This window comes from Shouchella tritolerans (assembly GCF_025770735.1).
In the GTDB taxonomy this organism is placed as follows: domain Bacteria; phylum Bacillota; class Bacilli; order Bacillales; family Bacillaceae_D; genus Shouchella; species Shouchella tritolerans.
Genome location: NZ_JAODPB010000004.1, coordinates 255,548 through 275,387 on the forward strand (window position 1 = coordinate 255,548; position 19,840 = coordinate 275,387).

Below are 19,840 nucleotides of genomic sequence, written 5' to 3' on the forward strand. Positions count from 1 at the left end.
CCACTCCTTACTTACATAAAGAAATGCGGATTTACATCTATGCTAATTTGCAGTTTTTTGTTCGTTGCATCGCGCAAATAATGGCGCATGACGGTATCAAGTATTTCTTGAAGCTTTGGTTCATGCCTGTATTTTATCACGCATTGATAACGATATCTATCTTTGATCCTGGCAATTGGCGAGACGACTGGGCCGAGGACAACTGTTTCTTCGTTTAAGCTTTCTTTTAAGTAACGGGCAACTTTTTGCGCAGCTGAAATCGTGCTCGCAAGCTCCGTATCGGAAATGGTTAAGAGCGCCATGTAGTAGTAAGGCGGGTAACTGCCCTGTTTGCGCAGTTGCATTTCCTTGGCGAAAAACTGTTCATAGTCGTGGCTTTTTACGAGCTGGATGCTATAGTGCTCAGGTGTATACGACTGGATAATAACCTCGCCTTTAAGCTGGTCCCGTCCTGCCCTTCCTGCCACTTGTTCCAGCAGTTGGAATGTCCGCTCAGCGCTGCGGAAATCAGGAATATGCAGCATCGTGTCTGCTGTTAATACGCCAACAAGGGTAATCCGCGGAAAATCGAGCCCTTTGGCAATCATTTGTGTCCCTAATAAGATGTCAGCATCGCCTTTCCCGAATGCTTCCAGAAGTTGTTTATGCGCTCCTTTTTTCCTCGTTGTATCGACGTCCATGCGTATTACTTTAGCTTCAGGCAAAAGGCGCGCTAACTCTTCCTCGACTTTTTGCGTACCAGAGCCAAAAAAACGAATATGATCGCTCCCGCATTCTGCGCACGTCTTTGGCATTGGCTGTTCGTCGCCACAGTAATGGCATTTTAGCGAATTGCCGGCCCGGTGGTATGTATAGGAAATGTCACAATGGCTACAGCTTGCCACATAACCGCAATCCCGACACATAACAAACGTCGAGTAACCCCGCCTGTTTAAAAACAGCACACTTTGTTCGTTGCGCTCAAGGCGTGCTTGCAACGCTTGCAGCAATTGGCCTGAAAACATCGAGCGGTTGCCACGCCGCAGTTCTTCACGCATATCGACAACGTCGACCTCTGGCAGGGGGCGCCCTTTAATTCGTTCCCTCAAAGACAAAAGGCGGTATACGCCCTTTTTCGCACGAGCAAACGATTCAACTGAAGGTGTGGCGCTGCCTAAAAGAACAGGGGCCTGATGCTTCCGTCCCCGGTAAAGGGCAACATCCTTCGCATGGTAGCGCGGCGTTTCTTCTTGTTTGTAGCTCGCTTCGTGTTCTTCGTCAATAATAATGAGGCCAATGTTTGTAAACGGAGCAAACACAGCTGAGCGCGCCCCAACAACGACTTTTACTTCTTTACGGTGGATTTTGCGCCACTCATCATATTTTTCGCCACTCGATAAACCAGAATGCATAATTGCCACCAAGTCGCCGAACCTTGCCTTAAAACGCGTTACCATTTGCGGTGTTAACGAAATTTCCGGCACAAGCATCATGGCTTCTTTGCCTTTTTCCAACACTTTTGCAATGGCTTGCAAGTAAATTTCCGTTTTTCCGCTCCCTGTTACGCCATGAAGGAGCATCGCTTCATGGTGGCCGTTTGCAATCGCTGCTTCAATTGGCTCAATCACCGCAGCCTGTGCCGGCGTTAGTTCAAGGGGGAGGCTAGAAGGAATTTGCTCATGTTGCAACGGGTCGCGGTAAACTTCTACATCTGTCTCTTTAGCAAACCCTTTTTCTATTAATGCTTTTAATGTTGCTCTAGTCGTCTGGCTCTCTTGCAGCGCATCCTTTGTTAGGATGGGGCCATTTGCCTGCAAATAGCAAAAAAGTTCCCGCTGCTTTTTGGCACGTTCGGGAATGTCATCTACTTGTTTCGGCAAAGCTTGCACCAGTTTCGCCGTCTTTTTGGCACCTTTTTCAGTCACTTTATACACCAACGAGACTGCCCCTTCGTCAAGCGCTGATTTTAGAAGCGGCAGATCTTGTTTCATGAAACTGCGTGCTTCTTCCCATGGCACGGCATCGTTGTCCGCGAACAGCGTTTGCAGCGGCAATGGCAACAAATCCAGTGCCGCTTTACGCTCAACTTGTTTGCTGACTTTCGTTTTTAACGCGGCTGGTAGCATCGCAAAAAACGCTTTGACTTTATAACAAACGGTTGTTTTCGCCAACCAGTCCCCAAGTTCTAACAATTCTTGGCTAAGCACTGGCAATGGATCTAGCACTTCACTGATCGGCTTCAGTTTCGTTGCTTCGCTCGTTTGTTCGAGAGCGACGACAAAGCCTTGTACGCGCCTAGGCCCAAAAGGGACGATCACACGGGCACCTGGACGTGCAAACGCTCGCCATTCGAGCGGCACTTCGTAATCAAATAGCCTGTCCGTCTGTGCTGTCGGCACATCAACAATGACACGGGCAATCACTTTACGCTTCACGCCTTTTCATATAAGCTTCTAGTTCATTTAGCACTTGCTTGGCTACCTCTTTTTTCGAGGCTTGCGGGTAAGCCGTTTCCTGTCCATCTCTAGTGAACACAGTAACCACATTTGTATCAACATCAAAGCCGGCGCCTTCCGAAGTGATGTTATTGGCGACGATTAAATCAAGATTTTTTTGTTCAAGCTTGCTTTTGGCGTATGTGTGCAGTTGCTCAGACTCGGCAGCAAAGCCGACCAGAATCTGTTCATTTTTATGCTCGCCAAGAAAACGCAAGATGTCTTTTGTCCGCTCTAGTGCAACCGACCATTCGTCTGCGTTCTTTTTCTGTTTGTGTGCAAAAACGTCAACAGGTTGATAATCGGCAACTGCTGCTGCTTTTATGACGATATCCGCTTGTTGATAGCGTTTATTTACGGCATTGTACATTTCCTCAGCAGTTTGTACGGCGACCGTTTCAACGCCAACAGGTGCTTCAAGCGCCGTCGGACCTGTTATTAATGTGACATAAGCGCCGCGTCGTCTCGCTTCTTGTGCCAGCGCATACCCCATTTTTCCGGAAGAGTAATTGCTGAAAAAACGAACTGGGTCAAGAGGTTCCCTTGTGGGGCCAGCCGTTATGATCACCTGTTTGCCACGCAAATCCGTCGGTTCTTCTAAAAGTGTATCCACCAGTTCGAGCAGTTGCTCTGGCTCGGCCATACGGCCTTTGCCAACCCAACCACAAGCAAGATAACCAGCACCAGGTTCAATCAATTGATAATGATAAGACCGCAGTTTTTCCATGTTTTCCTGTACAGACGGGTGTTCGTACATGTTGACGTTCATTGCTGGTGCTAATGCTACTGGCGCTTGCGTTGCCAACACAAGCGTTGTCAGCATGTTGTCAGCAATGCCTGCCGCTAATTTAGCAATTGTATTGGCGCTTGCGGGGGCAATCAAAACAAGATCCGCCTGATCAGCAATATCAATATGGGCAATTTTGGTTGCGTCTGGTTCTGTAAATGTGTCCGTATAAACGGGATTGCGAGATAGTGCTTGAAACGTCAAAGGCGTTACAAACTTCGTGGCTGCTTCTGTCATCACCACATAAACGTTCGCCCCCGCCTGTGTCAGCTTACTGACAAGCGCGGCTGTCTTGAAAGCGGCGATGCCTCCACTCACGCCCACTACAATCGTTTTGTTTTTTAACATGCTGCTTTCCTCCATTTAGACGAAGATGCAAAAAAAGCTGCCTTCTTTGAGCAAAGGTGCCGTTGTGGCGAGCCAAATGTGTACGAAGACAGCTTTTGTTTTTTTATTCGCTTTTTTCACTGCCCTTCTTTTGGCACTCGCTTTGTCAGCTGATCGTTCACAATTTCCTCAAGGGCAATGCCGACAAACTTATGTGATTTCGGCGTTTCCACAAGAGGCACTCGGGCAGAGTCTTCTTTCATTTCACGAGCACGGCGTGCAGAGACCGTGACAAGCGAGTATTTTGAATCCAATTTTTCTAGCAAATTGTCAATTGAAGGGTACAGCATTATTTCTCGACCTCCACAAGTTCTTTGTATTTTTTAATTAAGCGTTCCCGTTTGCAATGTTCAGCTGTTACAATCGCTTTAATCCGCTCAACGGCCCATTCGACTTTATCATTTTCGACGACGTAATCATACATCGTCATTAAGTCAATTTCTTCTTTTGCTACTGTCATCCGTTCGTTAATAATGTCTTCTGTTTCCGTGCCTCGACCAACAATACGATCACGCAATTCTTTTAAGCTGGGAGGCGCTAAAAAAATAAATACACCTTCTGGAAATACGGTCCGCACTTTTTGCGCTCCTTGCACTTCAATTTCCAAAATAATGTCTTTGCCAGCATTGATCGTCTCTTGGACATAGTCAATTGGCGTGCCATAATAATTGCCGACGTACTCGGCCCATTCTAGCAATTTTCCATCCTCGATCATTTGCTCAAATTGTTCTCGTGTTTTAAAAAAATAGTTGACACCATGCTTTTCGCCTTCGCGCGGTTTCCGCGTCGTCGCCGAAACAGAATACTCAATCGCTGTATTCTGCTTCCGCAATGCCCCACAAACCGTGCCCTTGCCGACGCCTGCAGGCCCAGATAATACGATAAGCAGCCCTTTTTCTCTTTTCATCAAACTGACTCTACCTCCATTTTCGCTTAGGCGTCTTCCACTCCATCCTCTTTCGTATGTAGCCGTTGGGCGACCGTTTCCGGCTGAACGGCGCTCAAGATGACATGGTCGCTGTCTGTAACAATAACAGCTCTCGTTCGCCGACCGTAGGTTGCATCAATCAACATATTGCGGTCACGCGCCTCTTGCATAATCCGTTTAATTGGCGCGGATTCCGGGCTGACAATTGAAATGATCCGGTTTGCGGAAACAATATTGCCAAACCCGATGTTAATAAGCTTTATCGTCATGAAATAATCCCCCGTTTTCGGTCAGCCATGCATTCTATCATCCATTATACCAAATCTTCTAGGAGTTATACGAATGATTATGAAGTCCCAAGTAGATACGTATTCAATCTTGTATTTTACCTCATTTTTTACAAGACATCAACAAAATGACCCCTTGCTTTAAGGGGCAAGGGGGATATTTTCTCTCGCGTTTTTATTCGGTTCCTTTTTTAATAGCTGGAAACCGCCAAGGACGACCGTCGGGATTGCCGCCATGCCAATAACAAGCAGCCATTCTCTAAACCCTAACGCAACTGTATGGAACACAGGCTGCAACTGCGGCACATAAATAACGGCCACCATCAACAAGATCGAAATTAGAACAGCGCCAACTAAGTATTTGTTTTCAAACAAATTACGGTGGTAAATCGAATACTCGCTTCTGCAGTCAAAAACATGGATTAACTGGGCCATAACAAGCGTTAAAAAGGCAACGGTTTGCGCAAGGGTGAGCTGTGCTGGGTCATTTTCATATGTGAGTGAGAAGGCAGCAATCGTTACTGCGCCGATCATAAAACCACGGCTAATGATCTTCCAGCCAAGCCCCCGGGCAAAGACACCTTCATCTTGTTTGCGCGGCTTCCGCTTCATCACATCCCCTTCCGCTTGGTCCATTCCGAGAGCAACAGCAGGTAGCCCGTCTGTCACTAGGTTGATCCACAAAATTTGAATAGCGACAAGCGGCAGCGGCATACCGAGCAGAATGGCAAACAACATCACCAAGATTTCACCGACATTCGAGGCCAGCATGTAGCGGATAAACTTGCGAATGTTTTCGTAAATGTTGCGCCCTTCTTTTATCGCTTCCTTTATTGTAAGGAAGTTGTCATCAGCAAGGACAAGCGATGAGGCTTCCTTAGCGACGTCCGTGCCTGTCACTCCCATAGCGATGCCAATGTCCGCCTGCTTAATTGCTGGCGCATCGTTAACGCCATCTCCAGTCATCGCGACAATATCGCCATTCTTTTGCAGCGCTTTGACAATTTTTAATTTATGCTCCGGGGAAACGCGGGCATAGACATACACATCTTCGACGACTTCTTCCAGCTCTTCAACCGATAAACGGGAAAGTGTTTTTCCGTCCATGACTTTGCCGCCCTTTGGCAAAATCTGCAACTCTTTCGCAATCGCGGCAGCTGTCACTTGATGGTCGCCTGTAATCATAATCGTTTTAATTCCAGCTTCTCGGCACTCTTGGATCGCATCTTTTGCTTCTGCCCGAGGAGGGTCAATCATCCCTTGGATGCCGACTAATATTAAATTCTTTTCGGCATCATCCCCATTTTTGACATTCTCCTTCCCCATTAAAGGACGGTAAGCAATCGCCAATGTCCTAAGCGCTTTTGATGCCATTTGCTCGACAACGCCCTCAATTTCGGTCTGTTTTGTTGCTGTCAGCGTTTCTGTGCGCCCATCCGTGGCAACAGCGTTGCAGCGGGCAAGAACGACATCAGGCGCTCCTTTTGTAACAACATAGGCTTTGCCGCTTTCGTCTTTAACGATGACACTCATCATTTTCCTCGTTGAATCGAATGGAAATTCTTCGACGCGCCTGTAGGTTGCCGCAAGCCCTTCTTTCGTAAAGCCCGCTTTTAAAGCGGCAATGATAATAGCCCCTTCAGTCGGGTCACCGTCAAGGGAAAGGCCGGTTTGGCCTTTTTTCTTGCTCCCTTGTTTTTCAACAAACTGAGCGTTGCTGCACAACACGCCATAACTAAGCAAACGGCAAAAAGTCGGTCTTTTTGCAATCGTTACGACTTCTGCGTTTTTCGTAAAATCGCCCTCTGCTTCATAACCTGAGCCGCTAACATGAAGCCATTCATTGTTCGCCCATAGCTGTTTGACCGTCATTTTGTTTTGGGTGAGTGTACCCGTTTTATCAGAGCAAATGACGGTTGCACAGCCGAGCGTCTCTACTGCTGGAAGTTTGCGGACGATTCCTTTGCGCTTAATCATTCGTTGCACGCCAAGAGCGAGTGCAACAGTGACAATCGCTGGCAAACCTTCTGGGATGGCTGCAACGGCTAGAGATACACCTGAAATAAACATCGTATGCAAATCATGGCCTTGAAGCAAGCCAATCAAGACGATAAGCGCCGTTAAGAATAAGGCGACAGCAATCAGCGTTTTGCCAAGTTGCTCCAACCGCCGTTGCAAAGGGGTCATGACAGGTTGTGCTTCTTGCAATAAATGGGCGATTTTGCCCATTTCCGTTTTCATTCCTGTACCAACGACAATGCCAATCCCGCTTCCTTGCGTAACCATGGTTCCCATAAATGCCATGTTTTCTTGATCGCCGACAGGCACATCGAGTTTGGCGATTTCTTGTCCATGTTTATGGACAGGAACGGACTCACCTGTGAGCGAGGCTTCATCAATGCGCAAGCCAGCTACGTGAATCAAGCGAATATCAGCGCCAACCCGGTCGCCAGCCCCTATTTTGATCACATCGCCAGGGACGATTTCAGCTGAAGGAACTTGCCCCCATTCGCCATTGCGAAGGACATCTACCTTAGGAGCTGACAGCTCTTTTAAGGCATCAAGTGATTTTTCGGCTTTGCGCTCTTGGACAAACCCAAGAACCCCATTTAGCAGCACAATGCACATAATCGTAATTGCATCGAGAACTTCGCCAATCAGACCGGATATGAGCGTCGCAGCCAACAAAACAAGCACCATAAAGTCTTTAAATTGTGCCAGAAACGTGGCCAACGCTGATGGCCGTGGCGCTTCTTTTAATTTGTTTGGGCCATATGTGCTGAGGCGCTTTTTGACATTTTTGTCCGTCAACCCTTTCGCTATATCTGTATTTGTTTTGTACTCAACTTCCTCTGGCTTCATGCTGTACCATTTCATTGCCTCACCCCACATTCACTTGTACTCACAAGATGCCCCCCTAACTTGTACATGCTTCGGTATACAAGCCATCTTATTCAGTGTCAGGCAAAAAAATGCTATACTCATTATGAAACATCGTCGCAATGGAAGAAGAGGAATGAAGAGGTGAGACACATGTCTTTTGACGGCATGATGACAAGAGCGATCACACATGAATTGCAGCAATTAGTTGGCGGCAGGATCAATAAAATCCACCAGCCATTTAAAACAGAACTTGTATTTACGATTCGAGCAAAAGGGAAGACCCATGCCCTTCTCGCCTCTGCCAACGCTGTGTTTGCGCGCCTGCACTTAACAACGGAAAAATACGACAACCCCGCCGAGCCGCCAATGTTTTGTATGTTGTTGCGGAAACATTTGGAAGGCGGCATCATTACGTCCATCACCCAACATGGCTACGACCGGCTCATTGTCTTGAAAGTGGCCAATAAAGATGAGCTTGGCGATACAACAGAAAAAACGTTGATCGTTGAAATCATGGGGCGACATAGCAACATTATTTTAGTTGACGAAAAAACAAACACGATCATCGACAGCATTAAGCATGTTCGCTTTGACCAAAGCAGTTACCGTCTCGTTGGCCCTGGACAGCCATATAAATGGCCACCAGAGCAAAATAAGCTGGACCCTCTTGCCGCAACGGAAGAAGACGTTCTTTTAGCGCTTGATTTTCATGGAGGGAAATTGGACAAGCAACTTGTCCAATCATTTGCTGGTCTTTCCCCCTTGATCGCAGCCGAAATTGTCGCCCGGGCAAAATTGGCGAACCGAGAAACGTTGCCCCCTGCATTTATCAGCACGTTGGCACCGTTGAAAAACCACGAGTATACGCTAGAAATGGTGCAAGGTGAAAAAGACTATTTTTCAGTCATCCATCTTACTCACAAAGACGGAGAACGCCACGTGTTTTCCTCACCGAGTGCTCTTTTAGACCGTTTTTACTACGGCAAAGCAGAACGGGACCGGGTGAAACAACAAGCGTTCGATTTGGAGCGCTTGCTCAAAAACGAATACCAAAAAAACAAACGGAAGCTAAAAAAGTTAGAACAGACCCTTCAACAAGCAGACGAAGCAGACAGCTACCAAAAACGAGGCGAGTTGCTTACTGCCAACATCCATGCCGTTGACCGCGGCGCTTCATCGGTAGACGTCATTGACTATTATGACGAAAATGGCAAAACCATCACCATTGCCCTCGACCCGCAGAAAAGCCCAGCGGAAAATGCGCAGTCCTATTTCAAACGCTACCAGAAAGCGAAGACAGCGCGTGTTGAAGTCGTGAATCAACAGGAGAAAACAGAACAAGAACTTGCCTATCTTGATTCGCTGCTAGCACAAATGGCTTCTGCATCTCCCCGTGACATCGAAGAGATCCGCGAAGAGCTGATCGAGGGTGGCTACATTAAAAAACGGCAACAAGGCAGAAAAAAGAAAAAACAACTGGATAAACCGCAGTTGGAAGCATACCGTTCTTCTACCGGCATTGAGTTTTTAGTAGGGAAAAACAACCGCCAAAACGACTATTTGACAAACCGTTTCGCACGACAAGATGACATTTGGCTACACACGAAAGACATTCCTGGCTCCCACGTCGTCATCCGCTCGTCCTCGCCAGATGAGGAAACGTTAACAGAAGCAGCACTTGTCGCCGCCTTTTTCTCGAAAGCGCGTGACTCCGCTTCTGTTCCTGTCGATTATACGAAAATCCGCTATGTTAAAAAACCAAGCGGTGCCAAGCCTGGCTATGTCACATACGACAAGCAGACGACGCTTTACGTAACGCCAAAAGAAGACATTGTCCGTTCGCTCCGTATCGATTAGAAAACGTACGATGAATCGCACAACACACTCCTGTATTGTCGCAAACGAGAGCGGCAGTCAGGAGTGTAGTTAGCCGATTTTATGAGGCACTTCGCCGGCGCACGTATATCCACATTGCTGTCGCCAGCAACCCGCATGTACTTAGGAGAAGCGATGTGCGAAAATAAGGCGGCAAATAAGAAAAGACAACCTCGTTTTTCCCTTCTGCAATCGCCGTGCCAAGAAAGGCATAATTGGCCTTTTCGATTTGCTGCTTCTCCCCATTGACACTCACTTCCCATCCTTTCTCATAAGGGATTGGGACAGCTAAATGGGTGTCGCCGTATTTATTGTCGTAGGAAACACGTAGTGTTCTCCCCTCAAAGGAAACGTGAATGGGTTTGTTTTCCTCACGGGCATAAACGTGTTGAAGCAGTTGATACGTCTCGCTATGAAGCGATATGTCCTTTAGTGTGTACGTCCCTTTTGGCATTCGCAAGGACACGATTTCACGGGAAGGAACGCGAATGGTTAAATCGTTGACATCTGTTTTGTAAATCGAACTCCGTGATTTTCGCCACGCTTTGTAATCGTTGACTTGCAATGTAAAACGTGGTGCCGTTTTCGATTGATTTTGCAAAAAAAACGAGACATAATCATCGACTTCTTCGGCAGCACGCTTCGCAAACACAATGTCAATGCCGCCAACCTTATCTGTAACAGAAAGTGTGCCGTTTTTGTACGTGCCTCCTACTGCTTCGATTCGCGCCCTTTCCATTAAATCCGCCTCCGGAACCGCTTTTGCTGTCGCTTTTCCAGATGCGAGCACTATGCCTTCTAACATCGCGTGTTCACGCGCAAGTGGACTGAACCCTTCTAAGTCTTCCTCCAAGAAGACCGTTGACGTTGCCCGGGCAAATGGAAGCAGCCATTGATTTTCATATAACGCATAACGGTCATTTTCAGAGTAAAGGGTAAAGCCGTACGGAATAGCAGCCTCTTCCTTTTTGTCAACTAGCTTAAATTGTACGTGCATGAGGCTATGGAGGTTGGCACGGTCACCAAAGCCATAATATCGGCTGACACTTTCTCTACCCATGTCAATTTGCAAATGATCGTAGTAAAAGTGGAGAATGTTTCCGTTAAGCACACTGGAATAGGCGCTATTGCCATAAAAACCTTGAATGAGCGGAGTGTTGTTGCGGAAATCGACCATCCATTCGATTCGGGCTAATGGATGCTTTTTCCTACGCAACGCTTGTTCGATCAGTGCTGCTTGCTGAGGCGAATCATATGACTCGCTGCTCATAAAGCGTTCAGATGCTTGTTTTGTACTGGTAGTAGAAAAAAATGTTTTGGCTCCAGCGTTAATCAAAAGCAATTGGCAAACGATGAACAATGCGCAAAGCAAAGCCAACCTTTGACGAGACTGGCGCAAACACAAAACGGCCACACCACTCACGACAGCCCAAATGGCGAACCCCAGTGCATAATGGCTAGAGAGAAAAGGCAATGACAACGTATCATCAAGTAAAAAGGCAAGTGCATAAATCATCAACATGGCGATGAGGCCACGAGCAAGATCGGGCTTTGCTAGCGCCTGCAAGTGCATCATACCACGGGCAATCACACCCCCTACGGCAAACGTCCCTATATACTCAAAGCGAAATTGCGGCGCCGAAAGCCCATTAAAGATACTCGCCATAAACGGGCTGTAATGGAACAGGCAAAACAACAAAGCAACGACGATAAACAAGCGTGACGTTTTGTCGACATAAAGCTGTTTTATACAAGCAAACAAAACAAATAAAGGGGGCAACAGCCAAAATTTGCTTCCATATAAAAGATTGTCATGGACAGAAAACAGTGGGACTCTGTCTGTAAATGGCGGACGGTAGTTGCTAAGAAACCCGCTTACTGCCGGAATAAACGCAATCGCGCTTATGGAAAAACTGAGCACCGCAATGGGCACATAATAACGTAGTTGAGCGTTTATAGACAGGCGGTCTTCGGGAAAGCGAATCAGCCATCGTAGCAAAGCGTATACACTTAAAAAGAGAAAATTTACATACGAAAAATAAAAGTTATTGACAAGTGACAGGCTCATGGCAGCAATTAGCCAAAACGGGTTTTCTTCCCTGATGAGCTTTTCGACACCTACCACAAGCAAAGGCAACCACAAAAAGGCGTCAGCAAAGAATTCCCAATAAATCCCATGGGTAAAGTACATGACACTCACCCCATAAAAAACGGACCCTAAAAACGCGTAGGGAAGAGAGATTTTCATGTAGTGAAATACGCTCGTCGCAAGAAAGAGGACGAGCGCCAATCTAGCTGTATTGACAAACACAGCTGCCTTTCCCCAGAACAACAGGTCAACGTTGGCAATGAGCCCACTCATTTCTCCGGCATAAACAAGGAGGCAAGAGAAGGAATAAATCATACTCGTTGAAAAATAATAGGCAAGTTGCGAAAACGTGCCTGCACCTAAACCAAACTGGATCGAATAACTCCACTGACCATTTTTTAACTGTTGGTATAAAAAATGCTTAAAAGGCAGGATTTGTCCAAGCCCGTCATTTGGCCCTGCCATGAATCGACCAGCCGCTGTCTCATAAAAGAACAGGGCGTGTGCGAACACAGCGACAACGATGCTTGCTCCTCCTACAAACAGCCATTGTTTCTTACTCATGTTAACCCCAACTTATTCGCATTGCGTCATAGTATGTTTAGCATGCCCTCCGTGAAACCTGCCATTCGCATTCGTGTTGCTTGCAAACGAAAAAAGCCAGCCTTCCTTTAATAGAAAAGCTGGCTCAGACTAGTATGAGTGCGGGTATCGACTTTCCGCCGACAACCCAACCGTTAAGACAACGACAGTGAAAAAAACATGTACTAGAACTTGGATTGCTATTTGCCGAATTGTTTTTTGTATTCTTCTAAACTTAGCCCGTAAGCATCGGCTCTATACAAATCGCCGTTTGCCTCTAATATCGCGGTTGCATCTTCGACAAAATGGCGGTCAGTCATTGAACTAATGCTCCGGATGACGCCAAATAAAGCATCAATTTTAGCATTGGCTTTTGCATTTTCATCGACTAAATGAGCGATTGTTTTTTCGCAACGGGCTAGCCGCGCTTCAAGCTCTGCCGTCTTCTCGTTCGCTTCTTCCACACAAGCCACCTCTTTCCTTGTCCTCCCATTAAGCATACAAAATCATTGTGCTTCTGGAAAGATGTCTTTGTTGGTTAGGTAGAGGCAGGATGTTTTTCCGCTTTGCTGATTAGGGCTAGGCCTTCGAGCACAGGCTCGTGCCTTATGTCGGCAAAGCCCCATTTCTTCAGAATGTCGCTTAACTCCGCTGTACTTTTTCGGTGTCGGCGTTCAGAGACAGTCGCCCATTTAAGCAAATACTCCGTTTCCTCTTTAAGCAATTGCTGTCTTTGTGCATAGGCTTTCGCCGTCTCCACCGCCATCGAAGGAGCAGGGTTTAACAAGAACGCGATGCCACCTGGTTTTAAAACCCGTGCCATTTCTTTTACACCTTGCTGCAAATCTGGCAATAAAAACAACACACATGTAGAAAAGACGATGTCAAAGGCGCCGCTTGCGAGAGGCAACGATGTGGCATCCCCTTGAATGGCCTTTGCTTTAGCGGCAATACCCTTCTCCTGAAAAAGGGCATTGGCACGAATGACCATGCCCGCTGATAAATCGACACCTATTAATTCAGACGCTTCCGTTGAGCCTCGGAGCAGCAACCTTCCTGTCCCGCAGCCAATGTCAGCAACGGCTTTTCCTTGCCAACTCCCTGACTGTTGCTTTAAGTGACTATGAAGCTGTGATAGCCAATTCGTGTTGGCCATTTGATCAAAAAAATCAACAAGTTGATCGAATTCAGCGCCCTCCATCCGTCTCATCAACACAGCTCCTTCACGAAAAGTTTACAGATTCATCCACGCTTCATCTTGAGGATTTTTCCGCCAAGCTTCCAATTTGGCTTGCTCTTCGCTCGTAATTGCGCCCCGTTTCTGCGCTTCTTCGACAAGGGTAGCATAAGTCGTTAGCACGCGAAAAGGAAGCTTAGCACTGTTAAAGTTTTCATCGCTTTGTGAGAGTTGATACGAAAATATCGCAGCAACGAGCAGCACCTCTGCCCCAGCCGAGCGCAATGCCTCAGCTGCTGCAATGGAACTGCCACCAGTCGAGATTAAGTCTTCGATTACAACTACTTTGCTGCCAGGCGGCAAATGTCCTTCAATCGCATTTTGTTTTCCATGGCCTTTGGCGCTCGAACGAACGTAAATCATTGGCAATTGGAGTTTTTCAGCCACAAAAGCAGCGTGCGGGATGCCAGCCGTTGCCGTGCCAGCAATGATGTCAGCGTCAGGGGCAACATTTCTAATGATAGCAACTAGCCCCTCAGCAATTTCGTTGCGTATATGCGGATAAGAAAGTGTTAAACGGTTATCGCAATAAATCGGCGACTTTAATCCCGAGCTCCACGTATACGGTTTTGCAGGTGAAAGTGTCACCGCTTTTATATCAAGTAAATGGTTAGCAATGGTTCTGCTAGTCACTGTTCGGTCGCCCCTTTCCAATCTTCGTTCATTTCTCGGTAAACAGCTAGGGGATCTGCTGCTGCTGTAATGCTTCGGCCGACGACTATCGCCCAACTGCCAAGCGCTTTTGCTTCCCCTGGTGTGACTACACGCACTTGGTCCCCAACTTGATCGACTTGCCTGCGAATGCCTGGTGTAACAGTCAAAAATCGATTGCTGCATGCTGCTTGGATAAGGGGGACTTCACGGGCCGAGCAAACGACACCGTCTAATCCACTTTCCTGGGCAAGCTGCGCATACCGTACTACGACTTCATCCATCGCCTTATCGATCAGCAACTCTTCAGTGAGCATACGACTGTCCGTGCTCGTCAGCTGCGTGACAGCGATGAGTTTCGGCCGCTGTTTTCCTGCTCTTGTCCCTGCTTCGAGCCCTTCCAAAGCCGCTTCCATCATAGCTTTTCCCCCTGCAGCATGGACATTGACGACATCAACGTCCAATTCGGCTAAAGCACGCATCGTCCTTCCAACGGTATTGGGAATATCATGAAGTTTTAAATCAAGAAACAACCGATAACCCGCTTCCTTTAATTCATGGACTACAGGCAACCCTTCGCGGTAAAACAGTTCCATACCGATTTTTACATCAAGCGTTTCGGCAGCAAACGACTTCAAGAAGCGCTGGCGTTTGGCCTGTTCATCAAAATCTAAAGCGATAAAAAATGGCCTATCCATTAGTTCCAGCTCCCTCCAATCAAGTCAGTGATGGATTGTACTTCCAATCTGTCAAGCCAACGCGGCAGGTCACGAATAATGTTTGGACATGTGTACGGATCCGTAAAATTAGCCGTGCCGACAGCAATGCAGCTTGCTCCAGCAAGTAAAAATTCAATCACATCTTCCGCTGTCTGAATGCCTCCCATTCCAATAATAGGAATGTCGACTTGTTGGCTAACTTGGTGAATCATCCGGAGTGCAACTGGTTTAATAGCGGCTCCCGACAATCCGCCATATTGGTTCGCCAGCACTGGCCGACGCGTTTTTGCATCAATTCGCATGCCGACCAAAGTGTTAATCATTGCCAGCCCGTCTGCTCCCGCTTTCTCAATCGCTTTGGCGATGGCGACAATATCGGCTACATTGGGTGAAAGTTTGACATAAACAGGCACGGCTGATACAGCCTTGACTTCCTTCGTCAGCTCTGCCGCTATCTCGGGCACTGTCCCAAACGCAATGCCCCCCTGTTTCACGTTCGGGCAGGAAATGTTTAACTCAATCGCTGAAACGTTCCGTTGCTGTGACAGCTGCGTAGCCACTTCGATGTAATCGTCCATCGTCGAACCGGCTATATTGGCCAGTATCGGTACATCGTAGTCGTCAAACCGTGGCAATTCCTGCTCGATTACCCCTTGTAGCCCTGGATTTTGCAGGCCAATGGCGTTGAGCATGCCCGCTTTTGTTTCCGCCACTCGCGGTGTTTCATTGCCAAAGCGCGCCTCTTTTGTCGTCGCTTTTATCGCAATGGCCCCTAACTGATTTAAATCAAAAAATTGGCCGTATTCTTTTCCGAAACCAAAACAGCCTGATGCCGGCATAACCGGATTTTTCATCTCTAAGCCTGGCAAGCTTATTTGCAAACGTTCCATTATAGGACAACCTCCCCTACTGGAAAGACGGGCCCGTCTGTGCAAATTTTGCGGTACTCATGAGATTGGCCATTTTCTACGTGGCAAACGCAAGCAAAGCAAGCGCCCACGCCGCAGCCCATCCGCTCTTCAAGGGAAATGAACGCACGCCGATCGCGGTAACGGTCTGTTAGCGCCTTTAACATCGGCGTTGGCCCGCATGAGTAGAGAACATCAAAATCGATGCTTTGTTGGCTAATGACGTCAGTCACAAAGCCACGAGCGCCGTAACTGCCGTCCGCTGTTGCAATATGGACATCGCCCAACTGTTTAAACGGTTGCTCGTAAAAAACATCCGCTTGTGAGGCGAATCCGAGCACAGAAGTGACACGGACGCCATTTTCTACTAGACGTCTTCCTAAATAATAAAGAGGTGGAACGCCGATGCCGCCGCCAACTAACAGCACTTTTTCTCCTCGTTTTGCTTCCTCAAGTGGGAAGCCCTGCCCAAGTGGTCCAAGCACGTCGACTTTGGTCCCTATTCCTTGGGCAGCAAGGCGTTTTGTGCCTGCCCCGCCTGCACGGTAAATCATCGTCACTTGCTCTTTTTCAGGATCGATATTGGCAATGCTAATCGGCCGGCGCAAGAGCAGGTCTTCTGATTCATCAACACGTACATGCAAAAACTGGCCCGGTTGACTCATGTGCTTAACCAATTCGCCTTCCAGCACAAGCTCATAGCTGTCGCGAGCAATCTCAGTTTGTTTGACGATCGTTAATCGCCCTTGTTTTTTTCTCATCCTGCTGCCTCCCAACGCTAGTCATACATACAGAGCCACAAGCTTTAGGCATGTGGCTCAGAAAAATTTACCCGTGTTGCGGCATGCTCCAAGTTGCAAACGTAATCGACTCAAGTACGCTGAGCAGCGCTTGTGCTGTATCAATTGACGTTAAGCAGACAACGCCATTTTCAACGGACTCACGGCGAATCCGAAAACCATCCCGCGCTGGCTGTTTGCCTCTGGTCAACGTGTTAATGACAAACTGGACTTCGCCTTGGCGGATTAGATCAAGCAAATGGGGTTCCCCTTCATTAATTTTGTTAACGACTTTGACAGGGATTCCCGCTTCTGCCAGCACGTTTGCCGTTCCTGATGTGGCCACAAGGCTATAGCCAATTTCATGGAACCGTTTGGCGATGCTGACCGATTCGTTTTTATCTTTATCAGCGATTGTAAACAATACCGCGCCGTGTGCGGGGATGTTCATCCCTGAAGCGACAAGGCCCTTGTAGAGCGCTTTTTCCAACGTTTGATCCCGTCCCATTACTTCACCAGTTGATTTCATTTCCGGGCCGAGGGAAATATCGACACGGCGCAATTTGGCAAAGGAGAACACTGGCACTTTTACAGACACTTCCTCCGTCTCTGGGTGGTAGCCTGATTGGTAGCCAAGCTGGCGCAGTGTTTTGCCGAGCATGACATGCGTAGCAACCTTAGCCATTGGCACGCCCGTAATTTTGCTTAAAAATGGCACAGTCCGGCTTGAGCGTGGGTTTACCTCAAGGACATAGACGTCGTCTTTATGCCAAACAAACTGGATGTTCAAAAGGCCTACAATGTTTAAACCTTTGGCAATGCTCGTTGTCCGCTCAATTAAGCGTTGCTTCAAATGATCTGGCACGGTTTGCGGCGGATAAACAGCAATCGAATCGCCAGAATGGACGCCTGCCCGTTCAATATGTTCCATAATCCCAGGAATATAAACGTCGTTGCCATCACTAATCGCATCCACTTCTAGTTCTTTTCCTGTCAAATAGCGGTCGACAAGCACAGGGTGCTTCGGATTCACTTTAACTGCCGTCTGCATGTAGCGCAGCAACTCTTCCTCATGGTAAACAATCTCCATTGCCCGGCCGCCGAGGACATACGAAGGGCGCACTAGAACAGGATAGCCGATTTTACGGGCAATAGCGACAGCTCCGTCAACGGATGTGGCTGTTTTGCCAAGCGGCTGTGGAATCCCTAGTTCTACTAGTGTTTGTTCAAACTTGTCCCGGTCTTCTGCCCTGTCCATGTCTTCAAGCGTTGTGCCAATAATGGAGACGCCCCGCTCTGCTAAAGCCGCTGCTAGATTAATAGCCGTTTGCCCGCCAAATTGGACGATTACGCCTTTTGGTTTCTCTAAGCCGACGACGTGCATCACATCTTCGACTGTCAATGGCTCAAAGTAGAGTTTGTCGGAAGTGGAAAAGTCTGTTGACACCGTTTCTGGATTGTTGTTCATAATAATGGCTTCATAACCGGCTTCCTTAATGGCCCATACTGTATGGACAGTCGCATAGTCGAACTCAATTCCTTGTCCAATGCGGATAGGGCCTGAGCCTAATACAAGAATGCTCTCTTTTTCTGTCCGCTGTGACTCATTCTCTTGTTCATAGGTGCTGTAGAAGTAAGGCGTTGGTGAAGCAAATTCTGCTGCACATGTGTCAACCATTTTATAGACGGGAACAATCCCTGCTTGTTGCCTTACTGCAAAAACATCCTTCTCTTCACTGCCCCATTTGCGGCCAATGTAGGAATCTGAAAAGCCAGCACGTTTCAGCCGCAATAACATGGCCTCACTGCTACGGGCCTCGTTTATCGTTTCTTCTAGAGCAACAATACGCGCTAGTTTTTGCAAGAAAAAGCGGTCGATGCTCGTTGTTTCATAAATGGTTTCTACTGAAACGCCTTTTCGCAGCAACGCGCCAATCGCAAACAGCCGTTCATCGTCTGCTTTTGCTATTTTTTCTAATAGCTCGCCTTCCGGCTTCTTTTCTAACTGTTCATCAAATAAATGGTCATAGCCAGCTTCTAGAGAGCGAATCGCTTTTAAAAGCGATTCTTCCAGGGAGCGGCCGATCGCCATCACTTCTCCTGTCGCTTTCATTTGCGTGCCAAGCTTGCGGTTGGCTGATTCGAATTTATCAAACGGCCAGCGCGGAATTTTCGCGACGACATAGTCAAGGGTCGGTTCAAAGCTGGCATACGTCGTTTCTGTTACTGGATTTTTCAACTCATCCAAATGGTAGCCGACTGCAATTTTAGCTGCGATTTTCGCAATCGGGTAGCCTGTCGCTTTCGAGGCCAGCGCAGAAGAACGGCTCACCCGCGGATTAACTTCGATGATGTAATACTGGTCGCTGTGTGCATCAAGGGCAAACTGGACATTGCAGCCACCTTCTATGCCAAGGGCGCGGATAATCGATAGTGCTGAATTCCGCAACATTTGGTAGTCGTTATCAGAAAGGGTTTGGCTAGGTGCAAAGACGATGGAATCGCCAGTGTGGACACCAACAGGATCAAAGTTTTCCATGTTGCAGACAACGATGGCTTCATCTTTGCTGTCACGCATCACTTCGTATTCGACTTCTTTAAAACCAGCAATGCTCTTTTCGACTAAACATTGTGTAACAGGGCTGTATTTTAATCCGCTCGCAACGATTTCTGCTAAATCTTCATCATTGTAAGCAATTCCACCGCCAGTGCCGCCAAGCGTATAGGCTGGACGAATAATGACAGGGTAGCCAATCGTTTTGACAAAGGCGAACGCTTCGTCAAGCGTATGGACGATTTCACTTTCTGGAACTGGTTCGCCAAGCACGTTCATTAACGCCCGAAATTGTTCCCTGTCTTCTGCTTGTTCAATTGCATCTAGTTTTGTACCGAGCAGCTCGATTTGATACTGCTCAAGAATCCCAGCATTTTTTAATTCAAGCGCCATGTTTAAGCCCGTTTGTCCGCCTAATGTCGGCAAAAGACCATCGGGGCGTTCTTTGCGGATAATGCGGGTAACAAATTCAAGCGTGAGCGGTTCGATATAAACCCTATCCGCCATTGCTGTATCTGTCATGATTGTCGCTGGGTTCGAATTAATTAAAATGACTTCATAACCTTCTTCTTTCAGCGCTTGGCATGCCTGCGTTCCGGCATAATCAAACTCTGCTGCCTGCCCGATTACAATAGGCCCTGAGCCGATAACAAGTATTTTTGTTAAGTCTGTCCGTTTTGGCATATTCACACGCTCCTAG

15 protein-coding genes are annotated in these 19,840 nt (G+C 47.5%); 1 reads left to right on the top strand and 14 read right to left on the bottom strand.

Annotation, left to right across the window (positions count from 1 at the left end):
• Nucleotides 1-11: 11 nt before the first annotated feature.
• The 6 genes from priA to N6H06_RS15460 form a co-directional block, all read right to left on the bottom strand.
• On the bottom strand, nt 12-2,402 hold the full coding sequence (priA, locus tag N6H06_RS15435) for a primosomal protein N' (protein WP_062750737.1): 2,391 nt from the start codon (nt 2,400-2,402) through the stop codon (nt 12-14).
• Between the two features lies 1 nt (nt 2,403).
• Entirely contained in the window at nt 2,404-3,609 is a 1,206-nt protein-coding gene (gene coaBC / locus N6H06_RS15440; RefSeq protein ID WP_062750739.1) for a bifunctional phosphopantothenoylcysteine decarboxylase/phosphopantothenate--cysteine ligase CoaBC, read from the bottom strand.
• A gap of 116 nt (nt 3,610-3,725) precedes the next feature.
• The gene (gene rpoZ / locus N6H06_RS15445) at nt 3,726-3,938 is read right to left on the bottom strand and encodes a DNA-directed RNA polymerase subunit omega (protein ID WP_062750741.1); all 213 of its coding nucleotides are present in this window, start codon (nt 3,936-3,938) and stop codon (nt 3,726-3,728) included.
• On the bottom strand, nt 3,938-4,555 hold the full coding sequence (gene gmk / locus N6H06_RS15450; RefSeq protein ID WP_062750743.1) for a guanylate kinase: 618 nt from the start codon (nt 4,553-4,555) through the stop codon (nt 3,938-3,940). Before gmk ends, rpoZ begins: the two co-directional genes overlap by 1 nt.
• 26 nt (nt 4,556-4,581) lie before the next feature.
• Complete coding sequence (gene remA, locus N6H06_RS15455; protein ID WP_011247166.1) at nt 4,582-4,845, bottom strand: extracellular matrix/biofilm regulator RemA; 264 nt, start codon at nt 4,843-4,845, stop codon at nt 4,582-4,584.
• A 159-nt stretch (nt 4,846-5,004) separates the two neighbouring features.
• A complete protein-coding gene (locus N6H06_RS15460; protein WP_062750826.1) occupies nt 5,005-7,740 on the bottom strand; it encodes a cation-translocating P-type ATPase in 2,736 nt (911 codons plus the stop codon).
• 156 nt (nt 7,741-7,896) lie between these two features.
• Here N6H06_RS15460 and N6H06_RS15465 point away from each other — a divergent pair, with 156 nt between their 5' ends.
• Entirely contained in the window at nt 7,897-9,603 is a 1,707-nt protein-coding gene (locus N6H06_RS15465; RefSeq protein ID WP_263707475.1) for an Rqc2 family fibronectin-binding protein, read from the top strand.
• A 79-nt stretch (nt 9,604-9,682) separates the two neighbouring features.
• Here the strand turns inward: N6H06_RS15465 and N6H06_RS15470 are convergent, their stop codons facing one another.
• From N6H06_RS15470 to carB, 8 genes are all read right to left on the bottom strand, one after another.
• Nucleotides 9,683-12,274 carry a YfhO family protein gene (locus tag N6H06_RS15470; RefSeq protein ID WP_263707476.1) on the bottom strand — a complete coding sequence of 864 codons (2,592 nt, stop codon included), beginning with the start codon at nt 12,272-12,274 and terminating at the stop codon, nt 9,683-9,685.
• A gap of 218 nt (nt 12,275-12,492) precedes the next feature.
• On the bottom strand, nt 12,493-12,756 hold the full coding sequence (locus tag N6H06_RS15475; RefSeq protein WP_263707477.1) for a hypothetical protein: 264 nt from the start codon (nt 12,754-12,756) through the stop codon (nt 12,493-12,495).
• Nucleotides 12,757-12,830: 74 nt separating this feature from the next.
• Complete coding sequence (locus N6H06_RS15480) at nt 12,831-13,502, bottom strand: class I SAM-dependent methyltransferase (protein ID WP_062750751.1); 672 nt, start codon at nt 13,500-13,502, stop codon at nt 12,831-12,833.
• A 24-nt stretch (nt 13,503-13,526) separates the two neighbouring features.
• On the bottom strand, nt 13,527-14,162 hold the full coding sequence (gene pyrE / locus N6H06_RS15485; RefSeq protein WP_238583386.1) for an orotate phosphoribosyltransferase: 636 nt from the start codon (nt 14,160-14,162) through the stop codon (nt 13,527-13,529).
• Entirely contained in the window at nt 14,159-14,878 is a 720-nt protein-coding gene (gene pyrF / locus N6H06_RS15490; protein ID WP_263707478.1) for an orotidine-5'-phosphate decarboxylase, read from the bottom strand. The genes pyrE and pyrF overlap by 4 nt, the downstream gene beginning before the upstream one ends.
• On the bottom strand, nt 14,878-15,789 hold the full coding sequence (locus N6H06_RS15495; RefSeq protein ID WP_263707479.1) for a dihydroorotate dehydrogenase: 912 nt from the start codon (nt 15,787-15,789) through the stop codon (nt 14,878-14,880). The genes pyrF and N6H06_RS15495 overlap by 1 nt, the downstream gene beginning before the upstream one ends.
• A complete protein-coding gene (locus tag N6H06_RS15500; protein ID WP_263707480.1) occupies nt 15,789-16,568 on the bottom strand; it encodes a dihydroorotate dehydrogenase electron transfer subunit in 780 nt (259 codons plus the stop codon). The genes N6H06_RS15495 and N6H06_RS15500 overlap by 1 nt, the downstream gene beginning before the upstream one ends.
• A gap of 67 nt (nt 16,569-16,635) precedes the next feature.
• Entirely contained in the window at nt 16,636-19,824 is a 3,189-nt protein-coding gene (gene carB / locus N6H06_RS15505; RefSeq protein WP_062750759.1) for a carbamoyl-phosphate synthase large subunit, read from the bottom strand.
• Nucleotides 19,825-19,840: the final 16 nt, after the last annotated feature.

Excerpts from the sequence above, each read along its gene's own strand:
- coaBC (WP_062750739.1), bottom strand. The coding sequence starts at position 3,609 with ATGTTAAAAAACAAAACGATTGTAGTGGGCGTGAGTGGAGGCATCGCC.
- rpoZ (WP_062750741.1), bottom strand. The coding sequence starts at position 3,938 with ATGCTGTACCCTTCAATTGACAATTTGCTAGAAAAATTGGATTCAAAA.
- gmk (WP_062750743.1), bottom strand. The coding sequence starts at position 4,555 with ATGAAAAGAGAAAAAGGGCTGCTTATCGTATTATCTGGGCCTGCAGGC.
- remA (WP_011247166.1), bottom strand. The coding sequence starts at position 4,845 with ATGACGATAAAGCTTATTAACATCGGGTTTGGCAATATTGTTTCCGCA.
- N6H06_RS15460 (WP_062750826.1), bottom strand. The coding sequence starts at position 7,740 with ATGAAATGGTACAGCATGAAGCCAGAGGAAGTTGAGTACAAAACAAAT.
- N6H06_RS15465 (WP_263707475.1), top strand. The coding sequence starts at position 7,897 with ATGTCTTTTGACGGCATGATGACAAGAGCGATCACACATGAATTGCAG.
- N6H06_RS15470 (WP_263707476.1), bottom strand. The coding sequence starts at position 12,274 with ATGAGTAAGAAACAATGGCTGTTTGTAGGAGGAGCAAGCATCGTTGTC.
- N6H06_RS15480 (WP_062750751.1), bottom strand. The coding sequence starts at position 13,502 with ATGAGACGGATGGAGGGCGCTGAATTCGATCAACTTGTTGATTTTTTT.
- pyrF (WP_263707478.1), bottom strand. The coding sequence starts at position 14,878 with ATGGATAGGCCATTTTTTATCGCTTTAGATTTTGATGAACAGGCCAAA.
- N6H06_RS15495 (WP_263707479.1), bottom strand. The coding sequence starts at position 15,789 with ATGGAACGTTTGCAAATAAGCTTGCCAGGCTTAGAGATGAAAAATCCG.
- N6H06_RS15500 (WP_263707480.1), bottom strand. The coding sequence starts at position 16,568 with ATGAGAAAAAAACAAGGGCGATTAACGATCGTCAAACAAACTGAGATT.
- carB (WP_062750759.1), bottom strand. The coding sequence starts at position 19,824 with ATGCCAAAACGGACAGACTTAACAAAAATACTTGTTATCGGCTCAGGG.